The organism is Marilutibacter maris (assembly GCF_003233695.1).
Classification (GTDB): domain Bacteria; phylum Pseudomonadota; class Gammaproteobacteria; order Xanthomonadales; family Xanthomonadaceae; genus Marilutibacter; species Marilutibacter maris.
Genome location: NZ_CP029843.1, coordinates 969,716 through 987,519 on the forward strand (window position 1 = coordinate 969,716; position 17,804 = coordinate 987,519).

The following is a 17,804-nucleotide window of genomic DNA, read 5'->3' on the forward strand; positions in this document are numbered from 1 at the left end:
CCGCTCCGGGCGCTCGGAAGCCTGCAAGGCAGTGCCTTGAGGGGAGGTCTCCTCGTTCTGGCCCTCGGCCACGGGCCTCGGGCGCTCGTCGGCTTACAAGGCAGTGCCTTGTAAGCAAGCCTCCTCGGTCCGGCCCTACACGGCACAGCCGCTCCGGGCGCTCGGAAGCCTGCAAGGCAATGCCTTGCAAGCAGGCTTCCTCGCCCCCAGCTACAATCGCAGTGCCAGAGGGGGCGCGCGGCGCCCTTTTCTATTTTTTGGGGGCCTGGCGCACGCGCTGGCCCGTTCCACAGGAGCCCCGACCCGTCGGGACTCCCACACCAACAACCGGTTCTGTCAATGCTCAACAGCCTGCTTACCCGTGTCTTCGGCAGTCGCAACGATCGCCTGCTGCGCCAACTGCAACGCTCCGTCGTCAAGATCAATGCGCTGGAGCCGGAGATGGAGAAGCTCTCGGACGCCGAGCTGCAGGCCAAGACGCCGGAGTTCCAGCAACGCATCCGCGACGGCGAATCGCTCGACAAGATCCTGCCCGAGGCCTTTGCGGTCTGCCGCGAGGCCTCGCGTCGTGTCCTGGGCATGCGCCACTACGATGTGCAGTTGATCGGCGGCATGGTCCTGCACCTGGGCAAGATCGCCGAGATGCGCACCGGCGAGGGCAAGACCCTGGTCGCGACCCTGCCGGTCTACCTCAACGCGCTGGAAGCCAAGGGCGTGCACGTGGTCACCGTCAACGACTACCTGGCCCGGCGCGACTCGGCCTGGATGGGGCGGTTGTACAACTGGCTGGGCCTGAGCGTGGGCGTGGTCTACCCGGGCATGCCGCATGGCGACAAGCACGAGGCTTACGCCGCCGACATCACCTACGGCACCAACAACGAGTTCGGCTTCGACTATCTGCGCGACAACATGGCGCTGTCGAAGGAGGATCGCTTCCAGCGCGAGCTGAACTTCGCGATCGTCGATGAGGTCGACTCGATCCTGATCGACGAGGCGCGCACCCCGCTGATCATTTCCGGCCCCGCCGACGAGTCGCCGGAGCTGTACATCAAGGTCAACCGCATCGTCCCGAACCTGGTCCGCCAGCAGTCCGAGGACGCGATCGGCGACTTCTGGGTCGACGAGAAGAGCAAGCAGGTGTACCTGTCCGAAGCCGGTCAGGAGCACGCCGAGCAGTTGCTGCGCAAGGCCGGCATCCTGCAGGACGAGGACGCCCTGTACGCGGGCCACAACCTGTCCGTCGTCCACCATCTCAACGCCGCGCTGCGCGCGCACGCGATCTACCAGCGCGATGTCGACTACATCGTCCGCGACGGCGAGGTCATCATCGTCGACGAATTCACCGGCCGCACCCTGGCCGGGCGCCGCTGGTCCGACGGCCTGCACCAGGCGGTCGAGGCCAAGGAGGGGGTGCCGGTCCAGCGCGAGAACCAGACGCTGGCGAGCATCACCTTCCAGAACCTGTTCCGCATGTACAACAAGCTGGCCGGCATGACCGGTACCGCGGACACCGAGGCCTACGAGTTCCAGAACATCTACGGACTGGAAGTGGTGGTGATCCCGACCAACAAGCCGATCCAGCGCAAGGATCACCCGGATGCGGTGTTCCTGAACCGCAATGGCAAGTACCGGGCGGTGTTGAACGAGATCAAGGAAGCCAACGCCAACGGTCAGCCGGTGCTGGTCGGCACCACCTCGATCGAGGTGTCCGAGCTGCTCAGCAGCCAGCTGCGCGAGGCCGGGATCCATCACGAGGTGCTCAACGCCAAGCAGCACGAGCGCGAGGCGCACATCGTGGCCCAGGCCGGCCAGCCGGGCGCGATCACCATCGCCACCAACATGGCCGGCCGCGGTACCGATATCGTCCTCGGCGGCTCGCTGGAGGCCGAGATCGAGGCCGCCGAGGCCGAGGCCGGCGCGCCGCTGGACGAGGTGACCCGCGCCCGCATGAAGTCCGAATGGCAGCAGCGCCACGACGCGGTCAAGGCGGCCGGCGGCCTGCACATCATCGGCACCGAGCGCCATGAGAGCCGCCGCATCGACAACCAGCTGCGCGGTCGTGCCGGCCGCCAGGGCGATCCGGGCTCGTCGCGCTTCTACCTGTCGCTGGAAGACAACCTGATGCGCATCTTCGCCGCCGACTGGGTGCAGAAGGTGATGGCGCGGATGGGTCTGAAGGAGGACGACATCATCGAGAGCGCGCTGGTGACCAAGCAGATCGCCAACGCGCAGCGCAAGGTCGAGGCCCACAACTTCGACATCCGCAAGAACCTGCTCGACTTCGACGACGTCAACAACGACCAGCGCAAGGTCATCTACGGGCAGCGCGACGAGCTGCTGGTCGCCGACAGCGTGCAGGAGAACATCGACGGCATCCGTTACGACGTGGTCGCCGAGCTGGTCGCGCGCCACGTGCCGGCCGACTCGGTCGACGAGCAGTGGGACCTGCCGGGCCTGGAGGCCGCGCTGGAGAGCGAACTGGGCGTGCCGGTCGCGCTGACCGAACTGGTCGCCAACAGCCAGTCGCTGGATGCCGAGGGCATCGAGGAGCACGTGCTGAAGGCGGTCGATGCGCACTTCTCCGCGCGCGAGGCGCAGCTCGGCACCGAGACCATGCGCCAGCTGGAGAAGCACATCATGCTCAACGTGCTCGACCAGAACTGGAAGGAGCACCTGGCGCGGATGGATTACCTGCGCCAGGGCATCCACCTGCGCGGCTACGCCCAGAAGCAGCCCAAGCAGGAGTACAAGAAGGAAGCCTTCGAGCTGTTCAGCGAGATGCTGGACAAGGTCAAGCGCGAGGTCGTCACCCTGTTGTCGCGGGTGCGGATCCGCACCGAGGAAGAGATCGCGACGATGGAGGCGCAGGAGCGTGCCGCCGCCGAGGCCAAGGCGCGGCAGATGCAGTTCCAGCATGCGGACTCGGGCGGTTACGGCGCCGACGAGGAGGCCGCCGCCACGGCGGCCCCGGGGCAGGGTTTCCAGCAGGCCGCGAGGGCGATGCCCAAGGTCGGTCGCAACGATCCGTGTCCCTGCGGCAGCGGTAAGAAATACAAGCACTGCCATGGGCAGCTCGACTGACGTCGCGCCCCCCAGGCCGCCCCGCCTTACCCATGGTGGTGGCGCGGCGGCGAGAGGCGTTGGACGCGTTGCGGGCCGCGGAGGCGTCCCGTCGGACAAGAGGATCCAGGGACGGCCATGAAGGCCTCACGCATCGTGGAAGTGGTCGCGGGGGTGATCCGCGACGCTCGTGGCCGGGTCCTGTTGACCCGCCGGACCGAGGGGCGCGATCTGGCCGGCTCGTGGGAGTTTCCGGGCGGCAAGCGCGAGCCCGGAGAATCCCCTGAGGCGGCGCTGGTCCGTGAGCTCGATGAGGAGCTCGGCATCCGGGTCCGTCCCGGGGCGCCGTTGATCAAGGTTCCGCAGCGCTACCCGCACAAACGCTTGTGCCTGGACGTTCGCCATGTCGACGACTGGGACGGCACGCCGCGCGCGCGCGAGCAGCAGGCCATGGCGTGGGTGCCGATGGACAAGCTGGCCCGCTACACCATGCCTCCGGCGGACCTGCCGGTGGTGGCGGCGTTGCGGCAGCCGGGGCTCTATCTGGTATCGCCGGCGCCCGGAGACGACGATGCGCGATGGCTGGCCGGGCTCGACGCGGCGCTGGCGGGCGATGTCCGCCGGGTGCAGCTGCGCGCGCCGGGCGTCGATGCGGAGCGTTGGCAGCGCCTGGCCGCCGCCGCGATCCGTCGCTGCCGCAAGGCCAAGGCGGAGGTCCTGATCAATGACGATCCCGCGCTGGCCGAGGCGCTGGGCGTCGGGGTGCACCTGAAGGCCGCGACGCTGGGTACGAGCAAGCGCCGCCCGTTGCCGGCAGGGCGGATGGTGGCCGCTTCCTGCCACGGACTCGACGAGCTCAGGCATGCGCAGGCGGTAGGCTGCGATTTCGTGGTCCTGGGATCGATCAGGTCGACGCCGAGCCATCCTGGCGTTGCCGGGATGGGCTGGTCCGGCTTCGCCGCGCTGCGCGAACATGTGTCGATGCCGATATACGCGATTGGCGGCCTCGGCCCCGGGGATCTGGCCGAGGCGCGCGAGCACGGCGCCCAGGGCGTGGCGGCGATCCGCGCGCTGTGGCCGGGCGGGTAGGGCGTTCGCAGGCGCGGGGCGAGCCGGGATGGGGCAGCCGGCCCTCGCGGCTCACGCGGCTCCTGCGGGACATCGCCTCGATGGGGCACGGGGATCGCAAGGCCAGCCACTCCGACAAGCTAGCCAAGCGCCGAGCACAGCCAGAGGCTCGGTGTGAGCCGCGCCGCGATGGAAAGGCTTCATCGCGGCTTACGCCGCTCCTACGGCTGTGTTTGCGCCTCTATGCGGCGGCCAGGGCGCGGTAACGGCGGTCCAGGGCCGCCACGTGCGCGTCGAGCGCCTCGATCGGGCCATCGTTGACGATCACGTCGTCGGCCAGCGCCAGCCGCTGCCGACGGTCGGCCTGGGCCGCGATCATGCGTTCGGCCAGGTCCGCATCGATCCCGTCGCGTGCCATCAGGCGTCGGCGCTGGGTTTCGATGGAGGTATCGACGACCAGGATCCGGTCCAACCACGGATAGGCGTTGCGGCCCCCGCCCTCGGCCAGCAGCGGGATTGCGGCGATTGCGTACTCGCCTGTCGCCGCCTGGCATTCGGCCATCAGTTGCCTGCGCACGCGCGGATGGACGATCGCTTCCAGGCGGGAACGGGCGTCGACGTCGGCGAATACCCGGGCGCGCATCGCCGCGCGATCCAGGTGCCCGTCGGCGGTCAGGATCTGACTGCCGAACGCCGCGACGACCTCGGCCAGTCCCTCCGAACCGGCGACAACCGCGTCGCGCGCGGCGAGATCGGCGTCCGCGACGACGATGCCCAGGGCCTGGAACCGGGCCGTGACCGCGCTCTTGCCCGAGGCGACGCCGCCGGTGATGCCGATGATGAATTCGCTCATGGCGGCATTATGTCGCAGCCGATGGGGCGAGATGCGCCACATGCCTCAAGGCCCTGGGGGCATGAAACGTGGCCGGGTCGCCCCCGCGGGACGTCAACCCAGCCCGGAGTATTCGAGGTAGGCGGAGATCAGGCGGTCGCCCCAGAAGAACACGATCCAGCCCGCAATCGCGAGGTAGGGGCCGAACGGGATCGGCGTGGCCTTGTCGCGGCCCTTCACGGCAAGCCAGATCGAGCCGATGATCGCGCCGACCAGAGAAGACAGCATGATCGTCGGCAGCACGCCCTTCAGGCCGACCCAGGCGCCGATCGCGGCGAGCAGCTTGAAATCGCCGTGTCCCATGCCTTCCTTGCCGGTCAGTTGCTTGAACACCCACCAGACCGACCACAGGCTCAGATAGCCGGCGACGGCGCCGAGCAGGGCCGGTTTGACCGGAAAGTACAGGTTGTCGGCGCTGGCGATCAGTCCCAGCCACATCAGCGGCAGGGTCAGTTGGTCGGGCAGCAACTGGGTGCGGAAGTCGATGCCCGAGCCGGCGATCAGGAAGCAGGAGAACAACGCCGCGCCGAAGCCCTGCCAGCCGAAGCCGAACTGCCAGACGCTGACCAGCACCAGCAGCATGGTCAGCAGCTCCACCAGCGGGTACTGGACCGAGATCGGCGTCTTGCAGCTGCGGCAGCGCCCGCGCAGGGCCAGCCAGCTGAACACCGGGATGTTCTCGTACCAGCTCAGCTGGTGCTTGCAGTGCGGGCAGTGCGAACGCTCGACCACGATCCCCGGAGGAGGCGGGTCGTAGTTGTCGGTGTCCTCGAGAATCTCATGGGCGTCCCGCCGCCACTCCCACTCCAGCCGCTTGGGCAGGCGCAGGATCACCACGTTCAGGAAGCTGCCGACCAGCAGCCCGAGGCCGGCCACCAGCGGATAGCCGATGGCCGGGTTCTGGTCCAGATACGCCATGTGTCAGATCGTCGCCGCCAGTTTGAAAATCGGCAGGTACATGCCCACGACCATGCTGCCGACGATCACGCCGAGGATGATCATGATCAGCGGTTCGAGCAGGCTCGACAGCGCGTCGACCGCGTTGTTGACCTCTTCCTCGTAGAACTCGGCGACCTTGTACAGCATGGTGTCGAGCGCGCCGGCCTCTTCGCCGATCGCCGCCATCTGGATCACCATGTGCGGGAACAGGTTGGTCTGTTTCATCGCCATGTTGACCTGGTAGCCGACCGCGACATCGTCGCGGATGCTGAGCACGGCCTTCTCGTAGACCACGTTGCCGGTCGCGCCGGCAACGGTGTCCAATGCCTCGACCAGCGGCACGCCGGCCTGGAAGGTCACCGCCAGGGTGCGGGCGAAGCGGGCGATCGCCGAGTTGTGCAGGATCTGGCCGACGATCGGCAGCTTCAGCGACATCCGGTCGAGGAAGTGCGCGAAGGCCGGAATCCGCTTCTTGGCCATCACGAAGGCCACGCCACTGCCGACCACCATCAGCAGGACAGCCCACCAGTAGGCGATCATGAAGTCGCTGGCGGCGAGGATCATCAGGGTGAAGGCCGGCAGCTCGGCGCCAAAGCTGGCGAAGGTCTTCTCGAACTGCGGCACCACGAACACCAGCAGGATCGCGCTGACCAGGATCGCCACCGCGATGACCGTGGCTGGGTAGTACAGCGCCTTCTTGATCTTGCCCTTCAGGCTCTCGATGTTTTCCTTGTAGCTGGCGATGGTGTCGAGCACCGTCTCCAGCACGCCGGCGGCCTCGCCGGCGCGGACCAGGTTGCGATACAGCTCGTCGAACTGTACCGGGTGCTTGCACAACGCCTCGTACAGCGACAGGCCGCTTTCCAGGTCGGCCCTGATCGTATTGACCAGGGTCTTCATCTTGGGATTCTTCTGGCCGCCGGCAATGATCTCAAGTGCTGTCACGATCGGCACGCCGGACTTCATCATCGTCGCCAGCTGGCGGCTCATGATGGCGATGTCGCGCGGGGTGATCGGTTTGGAGCCGGCACCGGCGAACAGCGGCTTGCCCCTGGCCTTGACCACCCTCGGAGTGATGCCCTGGCGGCGCAGTTCGGCGCGCAGCATGTTCGCGCTCTTGGCGGGCTGCTCGCCCTTCATGACCTTGCCGCGCTTGTCGGTGCCCTCCCAGACGAACATCTCCATCGGGTTGGCCCGGCGGACGGCGGGTTGCGGCTTGGCTGCGGTACGGGTAGCGGACATGAAGAGCCCCCAGTGAATACATGATTAGCAATGGCGACGCGCCGGAATGGCCGCGTCATCCCCTGGCCTGACCGCGACGCTCCCCCGTCCCGGCGACCGGCCACCCGGACTTCAGGCCCGGATTGCCGTCCTCAAGCATATCCTGACCTTGCGCGTCAGGACAGCGGCTGCGGTCACACCCTAAATCCTCCCTGCGTCGGCCACGGTACCGTCTGGCGTCGGATCCAGGGCGGAAAGCGCGCCGTCGGGATGGGCGAGGCTCCGTTTCCGGATGGTACCGCCCACCGGATGTGGCGTGGATGCGCGGGTCAATCCTTGGTGACGCGGTTGATCTCGGCCAGGCTGGTGACCCCGTTCCTGACCTTGAGCAGGGCCGACTGGCGCAGGTCGTTGATGCCGGCCTTCTGCGCCGCCTCGGCGATCTGCAGCGCGTTGCCGCCGGCCAGCACGATCTCCTGGATCTCCTCGCTCATCGGCATCACCTGGTAGATGCCGGTACGGCCCTTGTAGCCTTCGGTGCAGTCGGGGCAGCCGACCGCGTCGTACAGGGTCAGCCCGGCGTCGATCTCCTCCTGGGTGAAGCCCTCGGCCAGCAGTGCGTGCTCGGGCAGCTCGACCTTGCGCTTGCAGTCGTGCAGGCGCCGGGCCAGGCGCTGGGCAATCACCAGGGTTACCGATGAGGTGATGTTGAACGGCGCCACGCCCATGTTCATCAGGCGGGCGATGGTCTGCGGTGCGTCGTTGGTGTGCAGGGTCGACAACACCATGTGACCGGTCTGGGCGGCCTTGATGCCGATCTCGGCAGTCTCCAGGTCGCGGATCTCGCCGACCATGATCACGTCCGGGTCCTGGCGCAGGAAGCTGCGCAGCGCGGCGGCGAAGGTCATGCCGCGCTTGATGTTCATCTGCACCTGGTTGATGCCCGGCACGCGGATTTCGACCGGGTCCTCGACGGTGGAGATGTTGCGGGTGTCGTCGTTGAGGATGTTCAGCGCGGTGTACAGCGACACCGTCTTGCCCGAGCCGGTCGGGCCGGTGACCAGGACCATGCCGTACGGCTTCTGGATCGCCTCCAGGTACAGCTGCTTCTGGTCGTCCTCGTAACCGAGCTTGTCGATGCCCAGCTTGGCCGCGCTGCCGTCGAGGATACGCAGCACGATCTTCTCGCCAAACAGGGTCGGCAGGGTGCTGACGCGGAAGTCGATCTGCCGGCTCTTGGACAGGTTCAGCTTGATGCGGCCGTCCTGCGGCACCCGCTTCTCGGCGATGTCGAGCTGGGACATCACCTTCAGGCGCGCGGCGATGCGGGCCTGCAGCTTGACCGGGACCTTGGCGATCTGCTTGAGCAGGCCGTCGATGCGCAGGCGGACCCGGTACTCGGTCTCGTAGGGTTCGAAGTGGATGTCCGAGGCGCCGCGGCGGATCGCGTCGACCAGTACCTTGTTGACGAACTTCACGACCGGGGTGTCGTCACCCTTGGCGTCGACACCGGAGTCGGTGCCGGCATCGTCCTCGCCGCTGCCGACCTCCAGGTTCTCCAGGCCCTCGTCGTCGCCGCCCTCCATGACGTCGGCGCTGTCCAGCCAGCGGTCGAGATTGCGCTTGATCGACTCCTCGTCGATCAGGATCGCGTCCACCACCAGATTGCTCTGGAACTTGATCTCGTCCAGCGCATGGATGTTGGTCGGGTCGGCGATGCCGACGAACAGGCGGTTGCCGCGCTTGAACAGCGGCAGCACGTTGTGCTTGCGGATCAGCTCCTCGCTGACCAGCTTGACCGCCGACTGGGCCGGGTCGAGCGCGCCGGGGTCGAACAGCGGCATGCCGAACTCGATCGAGTTGGCGGCGGCCAGCGCCGGCTGGGAGACCAGCCGCTTCTCGGCGAGGAAGGCCGCCAGCGGCTTCTTCTCGGCGGTGGCCGATTCCATCGCCTCGCGGGCACTCGCTTCGTCGAGGGCCCCGTCCAGGACCAGGCGTCGGGCGATGCCGGTAATGCCGATGAGATTGGCGGTCGTGACGGTGTTCATGGATCCCCCAAAGCCGTTCTGGATCGACTTTACCGCAAAGCCCAGGCCCGGCGGGAGTCATCGGTCATGATTCGACACAGCGCCTCTTTTTCCGTCGTCGATTCAGGTTAAATTGACGGGTCTGGGGAGGAATCATGCGTATTTCAGTCGTATTGCCGGCCAAGAACGAGTCCGAGGGGCTGGCGCGGACATTGCCGGCGTTGAAGCAGGTCTTGCCGGAGGCCGAGATCATCGTGGTCGACGACGGCTCCACCGACGACACCGCCGCGGTCGCCCGGGACGCCGGGGCGCGGGTGTTGTCGTCGCCGTATTCGATGGGGAATGGCGCGGCGATCAAGCGCGGTGCCCGTGCCGCCGGCGGGGAGGTGATCGTGTTCATGGACGCCGACGGCCAGCACGACCCGGCCCATATCCCGCTATTGCTGGAGCGGATCCGGGCCGGCTACGACATGGCCGTGGGCGCCCGCGACGGCAACGGCCAGGCCAACCTGCATCGCGGCCTGGCCAACCGCCTGTACAACACCCTGGCCAGTTGGATGACCGGACACCGGATCCTGGACCTGACCTCGGGCTTCCGGGCGGTCCGCGCCGAGCGCTTCCGCGAGTTCCTGCACCTGCTGCCGAACGGCTTCAGCTACCCGACCACCAGCACGATGGCCTTCTTCCGCAGCGCCTACCCGGTCGCCTATGTGCAGATCGACGTTGCCAGACGGGTCGGTACCAACAGCCATATCCGTCCGCTGCGCGATGGCATCCGATTCTTGTTGATCATCTTCAAGATCGCCACCCTGTATTCGCCATTGAAGCTTTTCGCTCCGACCTCGGCCGGTTTCGCTGCGTTGGGGCTGGGTCACTATGCGTGGACGTTCTGGCACTACGGCCGCTTTACCAACATGAGTGCCCTGTTGTGGAGCGCGGCGGTGATCGTGTTCCTGATCGGGTTGATATCCGAACAGATCACCTCTCTGACCTATGTCCGCGAACGTGACTGAGCGCTCCGATACCATGCACGATCCAGATCGGGAGTTCACCGGCAAATACGAAGAGGCCGGGCGGATCGGTGGCATGCTCCTGGATCGCTTCTATTCGGCGGTGCATCGTCTGTTGGCGCCCCACCTGCGAGAGCGGAGCGCTCTGCTCGAAGTTGGCTGTGGCGCGGGTTATTCCTCGCAGCGGTTGTTGCGATGGTTGCCGGAGTCGGCGTCCTTCCTGGGGTCGGATGTCGGTGAGACCCTGCTGGAAAAGGCCGCGGCGAGAAATCCGGGAGCGAAGTTCGCGCGCCAATCAGTCTACGAGCTGGCGCTTCCGGACAAGAGTGTGGACGTGGTGGTGATGCTCGAGGTGCTTGAGCATCTGGAGTTCCCGGAGAGGGCCCTGGTAGAGCTGCAGCGGGTCAGTCGTGAAGCCGTGATTCTGTCCACCCCCCGCGAGCCGCTTTGGCGATTCCTGAACTTCTGTCGGGGCAAGTACGTTCGTGATCTCGGCAACACGCCGGGCCATATCCAGCACTGGTCCAGCCGGGGCTTGTGCAGACAGGTCCAGGCTCATTTTGAAGTGTGCGACGTAGCGCGGCCGATTCCATGGACCGTTCTGTCACTCAAGCCGCGTCAGTGAGCGAAGCGCGAACCAAGCTGCTGCGCGCGCTGAAGGCGCTTTATGTCATTGCCGTCGTCGTTGCCATGGCATGGGGTCTGGCGCGCATGGACGTGCTGGGTGATGGCCGGCTGCTTGGGGTTCTGCTGCTGCCTCAGTCCTTCGGGTTCGTAATCGCCTGGTGCGGCATGGTCATTTTGCTGGGCGCACTGTGGCGCTTGTGGCTAGATTGGCGCTACGGCGTAAGGCTCCCCGCATCTGAATGGATGCCCGCGCAGGTTCTTGCATGGGCTGGTCGTTATCTGCCGGGGAAGTTTGGCCTGCTCCTCGGCAAGCTAGTGATTGCCCGCAGAGAGCACTTGAGCTGGCGAGAAGTGGGGGCGTCCGTTCTTGTCGAACAGTTGGCCTATGTCAGCTCCGGCATTGTCGTAGGTATTGCGCTGCTGCCCGAGGCAGCAGTGGGCAGCTTGACCTCATTGCCGCCACTGATCGCCTACCACTGGGACATGCTGCGTATCCTGCTCGTTGCAGTGGTGGCTGCTGCGTTTCCTGTGTCGGTGCGCGTGATCGATCATATGCATCGCCCCGCGGGGAGCAAGGTGAAGCCAGCCGCGGGTCTGATCAGCACGTTGGGGCTGCTTGCTCTTTATGTGTTGCCCCATGTTCTGATTGGATCCGCTTTCTGGCTCATACTCTGCGAAATTTCGGATCTGCCTGTTCCAATAGGGCAGGCTGTGGCCGTCCTGGCATTGGCTCATGTCGCCGGAATTCTGGCTTTGTTCGCGCCTGCTGGCATTGGCGTGCGTGAAGCCGTGATAGCTGGAGGTCTTGCCGGCTTGATTTCATTTCCTCAGGCGCTGTTGCTAGCGGTAGCGTTGAGGTTGCTGACGCTTCTTGGCGATGGGGGACTGCTATTGCTGGCCCTGGCTTCGCGGGGCAGGCGGAATGAAGCCGGGTAAGGCGGTCGCCGGATGTCGCTAGGACGCGGGTGCTTCTTCTTTTAAGCTTGTCATCTCATCAATCTTCTGCTGTAAACGCAGAATCTCGCGCTGGCCGCCGATTTCGTAGCCGTCCACGCGATCGGCGACCTGCGAAAGAACTCTTGAAGCTTTTTCCTTCTTGCCGTTGTGTATGTATACCTGGGTAAGCAAAGCTCCGACTGCGGCGTCGGCACCGGGTTGCCACGCGAGTTCTGCCTGAGCCTCGGCGTCACTCCAGCGATTGGCCCGCATGTACTGTTGCGCGGCGGCCGTCCTCATCAGCCACTTGGGCTTTGAGGCTGCGGACTGGGCTTGCGTGTGATCAAGAATCTTCACGATGGTGTCGCCCACTTGTGAGGCGTCGATCGCTTTGTCGCAGCGTCCTTCTGCCACCGCCTTGGCAAGCGGTCCAAATGCCTGGACTTCGGAAAGAGATACCTTGTCGAGCCGCTCCTCCGTCGCAGATTCCAGGTCGTCCGGCGAACCGCCGCGGCCTGACAGACACTCTACGGTGATGCTATGGATATGCCCAAGAAGCCTGTGGCGCGGATTGTCGCTTGATGTCAGGTTTCGCGTGAGAGCCATTGCGGTTGCGTAGTCGCTGTTCTTGATGGCTATGCCGGTGTTCTCAAGTATTGCTCTCAGGGAGGTTGGACGGTTCTCCAGTGCATGACGGGCGATGCTTTCCTGGCTTCGCCATATCAGAACTTGATCTCTTGTTATCAAGCCCAGGCACAGTGTGATCAGAACGGCAACAGATGCTGTCAGGACACTGGCCAAGCGCGCGTCGAGTCGGATCTTGCTGGACGTTGCCAGAGACGCAAGTCCAAGCAGCGCCACGATGAGTCCGAAGCCGGGCAGATAGTTGCGGTGCTCGAAGTACAGCTCAAGTGGCAGGAACGTCGACTCGACTCCGTGACCCACGAGGAACAGGAACCATCCGGCAAAAAGGCTTGGGGCGCGCCGGCGAAGGGCCAAGGCAAATATGCTTACGCCGAACAGGCCGAGGATTGCCAGCAGCGTTGAAGGGGGCGAGATCAAGCTCGTTGAGGTGGCGAAGTCGTCCACAAATACCCCCATAGCTCCGCCGCGGGGCCATAGCAGCAGGCCGATGTACTCAAAAAGCGCTCTGGATTGGCTGAGCAGTCGCTCAGTCAGGGTGAAGTCGCGTGTATCGTAGAGTCCAATCAGGCGCTCAGGGGAGAGGAGCAGGGCTGTGAGCGCCAATACGCAAGGCAGTGCGAGGAACAGGCCGAAGAAGCCTTTCACCTGCTTTGTGTCAAGTGGGTTGCGGAAGTAGGCCAGCTCTATGACCAGGCATAGGGCAGGAGCAACCGCAGCATTCTCCTTGCTGAAAACGCCGAGCAGCAGTAGCGCAGGAAATGCAGCAAACAGGTAAACAGCGGCTTTTCGGCTGTGGCCTTGTTCCAGGTATGTCCGGCCGGAAACGTAGACCCAGAGCGAGGCCAGGACGAACAGGGTGCTCAATTGCGCCATGCGTTGTACCGCGTACAGCACGGTGCTGACATTGATTGGATGCAGCAGCCAGACTATCGAGACGCCTGCACCGAGCAGTTCGGCATGCGCGGCAAGCCGTGTGTCCCGGGCCAGTATTCGGCGAACGACCTGCCAGATCAGCAGCCCGCAGACAAGGTGGATAATCAGGTTTCCGAACTTGAACGGGAAAGGGTGCATCCCGCCACTGGCGACGGTAACCCAGAAGCTCGCCATGGACACCGGGCGACCCAGGACTCCCGAGCTGTTTCCAAAGATGATCTCGGCGATGCTTGCCTGCCCATCCAGCCAGCGCTGGATGGGGTCAAGGTTGAATGGGTCGTCAAGTATGAAGGGGCCGGACAAGCCAGGCCAATACAGGAATGCAGTGCCAATGAGCGCTACGTAGATCAGTATTCGGGCGTGTTGTTGGGATGTCACGTGGAAGCTCATGGGTGGCGATCAAAACAAACCCCGGCGAACCGGGGTTGGTGAATGCGGTGTGTGCGAAGCGTAGCTGATTCAACGGCAGGCTGATGGAACCTGTGCTGCCGGAACGTTGTTGACTTCGATGCATTGCCAGGAAATGCGACCCGCGTCGTTTGTTGGAATCAGCTGGAACTGGGCCATGGTGTCGGCGCCGGTGTTCTGGGTGGTGGCGGTGATCGTGCCGGTATTGTCGATCGTGATGGTCGCGCAGTAGCTGCTGGAGATGAAACTGTAGCCGATGTCGCTGGCGGTCCAGCCGCTGACCGTGTGCGACACCTCGCCGACGCCGAGTTTGGCGGCGGCGGCGATGTTTAGGCATTCGGTGTTCTTGGTGCGGACCGAGTAGTCCTGGTAGGCGGGTAGGGCGATGGCGATCAGGATGCCCAGGATGGCGATCACGATCATCAACTCGATCAATGTGAACCCCTGTGTGCGGTGTTTCATGACGTCCCCCCTGATGATGGCGCTACGCGGGGCGTGGCGCGCGGATTCCAAGAAAATACGGACGCAATGAACGTGCCAACCTTGAACGATCAATCCATCTATTCTGGGTTGCGTGTCACAAAAAGAAACCCCGGCGCAAGGCCGGGGTCTCCGTGAACAACCGAAGTTGTAATTCGGTTATTAGCGGCACTCGTTCGGGATCTGGGCGGGGTTGTCGCCGCCGGTGTGGGCGCAGTCCCATTCGATGCGGCCGGCCGCGGTGGCGGGGGTCAGCGTGAACGAGGCGACGGTGGTGGCGCCGGTGTTGCTGGTAACTGCGGTGATCGCGCCGGCGGCGCCGACGTCGACGCTTGCGCAGTAGCTGCTTGCCGAGAAGCTGTAGCCCGCCGCGGTGTTGTCGGTCGGGAAGGCGCGGTCCGACTGGTAGGTGTCGGCCACGGCCAGCTTGGCGGCGGCGGCGACGTTCAGGCACTCGGTGTTCTTGGTGCGGACCGAGTAGTCCTGGTAGGCCGGCAGAGCGATGGCGATCAGGATGCCGAGGATCGCGATCACGATCATCAGCTCGATCAGGGTAAAGCCTTGCTGCTTCTTCATTGGTGTTTCCCCTAGGAGTTGGTTGAACTTCACGTGCCTGCCGGCCCGGATCCCCGGTCCATCGGCTTGCCGTGCTTGCTGCACGTGCAGGGAGAGATACGCACATCCCGTGCCAAGCGGCCAGACTTGCCTGGATGAAGGCTAAATCCCGTCACCATCACCTTGTTTTTGTGATTTATTTCACTTTTTGAGTGACGTTATTTGTCAGGCCTCGGGGGGAATGTGACAAATATTGTCAGTTTGAGGTGAGCTCAGGTGACGGAGGGCAGCTCCGGTCTCCCTGTCTGCCGGCCTGGAAGTGGGCTTCCCAGGCTATCAGTGCCGGTCTCTCGCCGCATTGGGCGAGGTGGAGTTGGCAGGGAGAGCTGGCAGGGAGAGCTGGGGGTAGTGCCTCGCCGTCCTGCTTTTCGCCATCGATACTGAACGGGCGGTTCCAGCGCATCCGTCCAAGCGGATCACCTGCGGCGGTCCTGGTTGCCTTGGGGTGTCCCGGGCTTGCGGACAAGGCGTCAGGGAGGAGTGCCGCGTGGCGTCCAGGTGCGTTGTGGCGCGCGCCCCGCGTTGCCGAGCCAATCGGTCAGCCGGGTGCTGAAGCGGGGTGGGGTCACTGCGGCAGGCTGAAACGCAGGCCGCCCTGTGGGCCGCGCATCCGGAACGGCAGCGATTCCAGGCGCATGCCGCGATTGACCTGGATCACGAAGTGCAGATGCGGGCCGGTGGTGAAGCCGGTGTTGCCGGAAAGGCCGATGACCTGGCCGGCGCGGACCCGCTGGCCGACCCTGACATGCACGCCACCCTCGCGCAGATGCGCGTACAGCGCCATGGTGCCGTCGTCGTGGAGGATGCGGATCAGGTTGGCGCGGCCGCCGTACTTCTCCATGTTCAGGCCGGCCTGGTCGAAGTCGGATTCGACCTGCATCACCAGCCCCGCGCGCGCGGCCAGCACCGGCGTGCCGATCGGCGCGGCGAAGTCGACCGCGTACAGGTTTTGCGGGTCGCGATGGCTGAAGCTGCCGCCGTAGCCCTGTTCGATGTGCAGTGCGTCCTGCTGCAATGGCAGCAGGTACTCGACGTCCTGCGGTCGGGCGTTCGGCGAGCCGGGCAGGGCGTCCAGGCGCAGTTCGAAGCGGCTGTCGTGGCCGGGGCCCGACGGGCTCAGCACCGACACCAGGGCACTGCCGCGCGCCGGGACGGTCGCCCGCGCCGGCAGCGCCGGCATGCCGTTCACGTTGGTCTGCCGGTTGAAGTGCAGCATCACCTCGATCGGTCCGTCCAGGGTGTTGTCGGCCCAGGCCAGGTATCGGCCCGCGTCGCTCTCGATGCGCAGGCGCGCCATCGCCGAGGGCTCGGCGCGGACCGGGATCTCGGTGACCGCTCCGGTCGGCGCCTCGGGACGGTGGTCGCCGTAGTGGGTGATGCCGTCCGGATCGGTCCAGCGATACAGCTTGCCGGCCCCGGCGTCGGGCGTGGCGAGCGCCAGCAGTGCGAAGGCGGCGGCGAACCGGAGGAGTGGGGGAGCGTACATGCGCGGCGGGCGTGCGGAAGACAGGAACCGTACCGCGATTATCCGCGGCCGCTCACTCGGTGCAATTGGGGTTCAGGCCCAGGGCGCGCACGACCTCGCGCAGGTCGAACGCGGTGACCGCCTTGTCGTCGTGCACCGCGTACAGCGCGCCGCCGGTGAAGCCGCGGGTGGCCGCCGAGTGCAGGGTGATGCCGTCGGTGTAGGAGGTGAGCTCGCCCTTGAAGCTGCCGCGATGCTCGAGCGTGCGCCGGTCGAACAGGTGGAACACAGTCAGCGGTGCGAGCTGGTCGACCGCGATCCAGTAGCCGTCGCCGTCGCGGCAGCTCCACAGCGCGACGCCCTCGGCCTCGGCGCCGAACGAGGCGTCGGGCAGGCTGCGACCGGTGTACTGGCCGGCAAGGGTGTAGTCGCGCAGCGTCGACACGTGGCGGCGGTCCTCATCGGCGATCAGCAGGCGGTCGTTGGCCGGGTCGCCGGCGATCGACTCGACCATGCGCAGGGCCGCTTCCGGCGAGGTATCGCCGAACTGGCCGAGCAGGCGGGCATCGAGCGCGCCATTGGCGGGATCGAAGCGGATCGAGAAGTGCTTGACCCGTTCCGACAGCTCTTCCCATGCCGGCACCCGGTCGTACTTCTCGCCGTACATGAAGCTGTCGGTGACGTAGGCCGAATACTCGCCCGGCACCGGCTCATGGATCCAGATGCCGTAGGGGCTGCGCAGCGCGCTGTCGCCGAACACCGCCAGCGGCGCGAACCCGGGCAGGCTGAACGCCTGTACGCGGTGGTTGTCGCGCTCGACGACGAACAGGTGGTCGCCTTGCACGGTCACACCGTTGGGCCGCTTGAACCGGCCCAGCGCCTCGCCCTTGCCGCCGACGCTGCGCAGCAGCGCCCCGGTGTCGGCGTCGAATACCAGCAGGCGGTGGCTGGCCTTCGCGGTCGCGATCAGCCAGGTGTCGCCGTTCTCGGTGGGCCAGGTCGCCAGCGAGTCCAGCTCCTCGCCGTCGGCCGGGTCGGTCACGAAGCTCTCCGGCACCACCGCGGTCGGCCTCAGGCCGCCGGCACCGGTCAATGCGGCGTCGCTGGAGCGGGAGGTGTTGCGGGCATCGGGGGCGCTGGCGCAGCCGGTCAGCACCGCGGCCAGCAGCGCGGCCGTGGCCGTCAGGGTCGAGAGGCGAATGTTCATCGGTCCGGAGTGTATGCGGGAAGGCATGACGCGGCCCAGCGCTTTTGAATCGGTGCCGTCGCCGGATGCGTGCGGCAGAATATAGATCGCTTCATCGCAATAAAGCGATTGACATGCCGTGGAAGCGCTGGCAGACTGCCGGCCATCCATCGAGACCGACTGAGGGACAGGCCCTTTGACGTCGGGGCAACCGGTGCAGTGAATGCTGCACAAGGTGCCAATTCCTGCGGTGATCCGCCGGACCGATGCATGCCTTGCGCATGCGCCGGAC

Annotated in this window: 14 protein-coding genes and 1 riboswitch; of the genes, 5 read left to right on the forward strand and 9 right to left on the reverse strand. The window is 65.5% G+C overall.

Annotated elements, in window-relative coordinates; translation table 11 throughout:
- Positions 1 to 339 precede the first annotated feature (339 nt).
- Complete coding sequence (secA, locus tag C9I47_RS04355) at positions 340 to 3,081, forward strand: preprotein translocase subunit SecA (RefSeq protein WP_111265662.1); 2,742 nt, start codon at positions 340 to 342, stop codon at positions 3,079 to 3,081.
- A 117-nt stretch (positions 3,082 to 3,198) separates the two neighbouring features.
- Positions 3,199 to 4,149: a Nudix family hydrolase gene (locus C9I47_RS04360; RefSeq protein ID WP_111265663.1), complete on the forward strand. Its 951-nt coding sequence runs from the start codon at positions 3,199 to 3,201 to the stop codon at positions 4,147 to 4,149.
- A gap of 220 nt (positions 4,150 to 4,369) precedes the next feature.
- On the opposite strand, the gene coaE is transcribed toward C9I47_RS04360, so the two are convergent.
- From coaE to pilB, 4 genes are all read right to left on the reverse strand, one after another.
- Entirely contained in the window at positions 4,370 to 4,981 is a 612-nt protein-coding gene (gene coaE / locus C9I47_RS04365; protein ID WP_111265664.1) for a dephospho-CoA kinase, read from the reverse strand.
- Positions 4,982 to 5,074: 93 nt separating this feature from the next.
- Positions 5,075 to 5,938 carry a prepilin peptidase gene (locus tag C9I47_RS04370; RefSeq protein ID WP_111265665.1) on the reverse strand — a complete coding sequence of 288 codons (864 nt, stop codon included), beginning with the start codon at positions 5,936 to 5,938 and terminating at the stop codon, positions 5,075 to 5,077.
- A 3-nt stretch (positions 5,939 to 5,941) separates the two neighbouring features.
- The gene (locus C9I47_RS04375) at positions 5,942 to 7,201 is read right to left on the reverse strand and encodes a type II secretion system F family protein (protein ID WP_111265666.1); all 1,260 of its coding nucleotides are present in this window, start codon (positions 7,199 to 7,201) and stop codon (positions 5,942 to 5,944) included.
- Between the two features lie 308 nt (positions 7,202 to 7,509).
- Positions 7,510 to 9,228, reverse strand: coding sequence for a type IV-A pilus assembly ATPase PilB (gene pilB, locus C9I47_RS04380; protein ID WP_111265667.1), 1,719 nt, complete (start codon positions 9,226 to 9,228; stop codon positions 7,510 to 7,512).
- Between the two features lie 134 nt (positions 9,229 to 9,362).
- Between pilB and C9I47_RS04385 the strand changes: the two genes are divergently transcribed.
- From C9I47_RS04385 to C9I47_RS04395, 3 genes are read left to right on the forward strand one after another with little or no spacing between them, the layout of a single operon-like run.
- On the forward strand, positions 9,363 to 10,220 hold the full coding sequence (locus tag C9I47_RS04385) for a glycosyltransferase family 2 protein (RefSeq protein ID WP_407067497.1): 858 nt from the start codon (positions 9,363 to 9,365) through the stop codon (positions 10,218 to 10,220).
- A complete protein-coding gene (locus tag C9I47_RS04390; RefSeq protein WP_223250274.1) occupies positions 10,213 to 10,842 on the forward strand; it encodes a class I SAM-dependent methyltransferase in 630 nt (209 codons plus the stop codon). The genes C9I47_RS04385 and C9I47_RS04390 overlap by 8 nt, the downstream gene beginning before the upstream one ends.
- Positions 10,839 to 11,780 carry a lysylphosphatidylglycerol synthase domain-containing protein gene (locus C9I47_RS04395; protein WP_111265669.1) on the forward strand — a complete coding sequence of 314 codons (942 nt, stop codon included), beginning with the start codon at positions 10,839 to 10,841 and terminating at the stop codon, positions 11,778 to 11,780. The genes C9I47_RS04390 and C9I47_RS04395 overlap by 4 nt, the downstream gene beginning before the upstream one ends.
- Before the next feature lie 18 nt (positions 11,781 to 11,798).
- Here C9I47_RS04395 and C9I47_RS04400 read toward each other — a convergent pair whose 3' ends face one another.
- The 5 genes from C9I47_RS04400 to C9I47_RS04420 form a co-directional block, all read right to left on the reverse strand.
- The gene (locus C9I47_RS04400) at positions 11,799 to 13,748 is read right to left on the reverse strand and encodes a hypothetical protein (protein ID WP_111265670.1); all 1,950 of its coding nucleotides are present in this window, start codon (positions 13,746 to 13,748) and stop codon (positions 11,799 to 11,801) included.
- Positions 13,749 to 13,817: 69 nt separating this feature from the next.
- The gene (locus C9I47_RS04405) at positions 13,818 to 14,228 is read right to left on the reverse strand and encodes a prepilin-type N-terminal cleavage/methylation domain-containing protein (protein WP_111265671.1); all 411 of its coding nucleotides are present in this window, start codon (positions 14,226 to 14,228) and stop codon (positions 13,818 to 13,820) included.
- Positions 14,229 to 14,408: 180 nt separating this feature from the next.
- Positions 14,409 to 14,822 carry a pilin gene (locus C9I47_RS04410; RefSeq protein ID WP_111265672.1) on the reverse strand — a complete coding sequence of 138 codons (414 nt, stop codon included), beginning with the start codon at positions 14,820 to 14,822 and terminating at the stop codon, positions 14,409 to 14,411.
- 604 nt (positions 14,823 to 15,426) lie between these two features.
- Positions 15,427 to 16,347, reverse strand: a complete 921-nt coding sequence (locus C9I47_RS04415; RefSeq protein ID WP_190238603.1) for a peptidoglycan DD-metalloendopeptidase family protein — start codon at positions 16,345 to 16,347, stop codon at positions 15,427 to 15,429.
- A gap of 52 nt (positions 16,348 to 16,399) precedes the next feature.
- Complete coding sequence (locus C9I47_RS04420; protein ID WP_170288340.1) at positions 16,400 to 17,533, reverse strand: NHL repeat-containing protein; 1,134 nt, start codon at positions 17,531 to 17,533, stop codon at positions 16,400 to 16,402.
- A 143-nt stretch (positions 17,534 to 17,676) separates the two neighbouring features.
- A riboswitch (SAM riboswitch) is annotated at positions 17,677 to 17,785 on the forward strand.
- Positions 17,786 to 17,804: the final 19 nt, after the last annotated feature.

Coding starts and splice junctions, on each gene's coding strand:
- C9I47_RS04415 (WP_190238603.1), bottom strand. CDS start 16,347: ATGTACGCTCCCCCACTCCTCCGGTTCGCCGCCGCCTTCGCACTGCTG.
- C9I47_RS04375 (WP_111265666.1), bottom strand. CDS start 7,201: ATGTCCGCTACCCGTACCGCAGCCAAGCCGCAACCCGCCGTCCGCCGG.
- pilB (WP_111265667.1), bottom strand. CDS start 9,228: ATGAACACCGTCACGACCGCCAATCTCATCGGCATTACCGGCATCGCC.
- coaE (WP_111265664.1), bottom strand. CDS start 4,981: ATGAGCGAATTCATCATCGGCATCACCGGCGGCGTCGCCTCGGGCAAG.
- C9I47_RS04420 (WP_170288340.1), bottom strand. CDS start 17,533: ATGAACATTCGCCTCTCGACCCTGACGGCCACGGCCGCGCTGCTGGCC.
- C9I47_RS04405 (WP_111265671.1), bottom strand. CDS start 14,228: ATGAAACACCGCACACAGGGGTTCACATTGATCGAGTTGATGATCGTG.
- C9I47_RS04370 (WP_111265665.1), bottom strand. CDS start 5,938: ATGGCGTATCTGGACCAGAACCCGGCCATCGGCTATCCGCTGGTGGCC.
- secA (WP_111265662.1), top strand. CDS start 340: ATGCTCAACAGCCTGCTTACCCGTGTCTTCGGCAGTCGCAACGATCGC.
- C9I47_RS04360 (WP_111265663.1), top strand. CDS start 3,199: ATGAAGGCCTCACGCATCGTGGAAGTGGTCGCGGGGGTGATCCGCGAC.
- C9I47_RS04385 (WP_407067497.1), top strand. CDS start 9,363: ATGCGTATTTCAGTCGTATTGCCGGCCAAGAACGAGTCCGAGGGGCTG.
- C9I47_RS04410 (WP_111265672.1), bottom strand. CDS start 14,822: ATGAAGAAGCAGCAAGGCTTTACCCTGATCGAGCTGATGATCGTGATC.
- C9I47_RS04400 (WP_111265670.1), bottom strand. CDS start 13,748: ATGAGCTTCCACGTGACATCCCAACAACACGCCCGAATACTGATCTAC.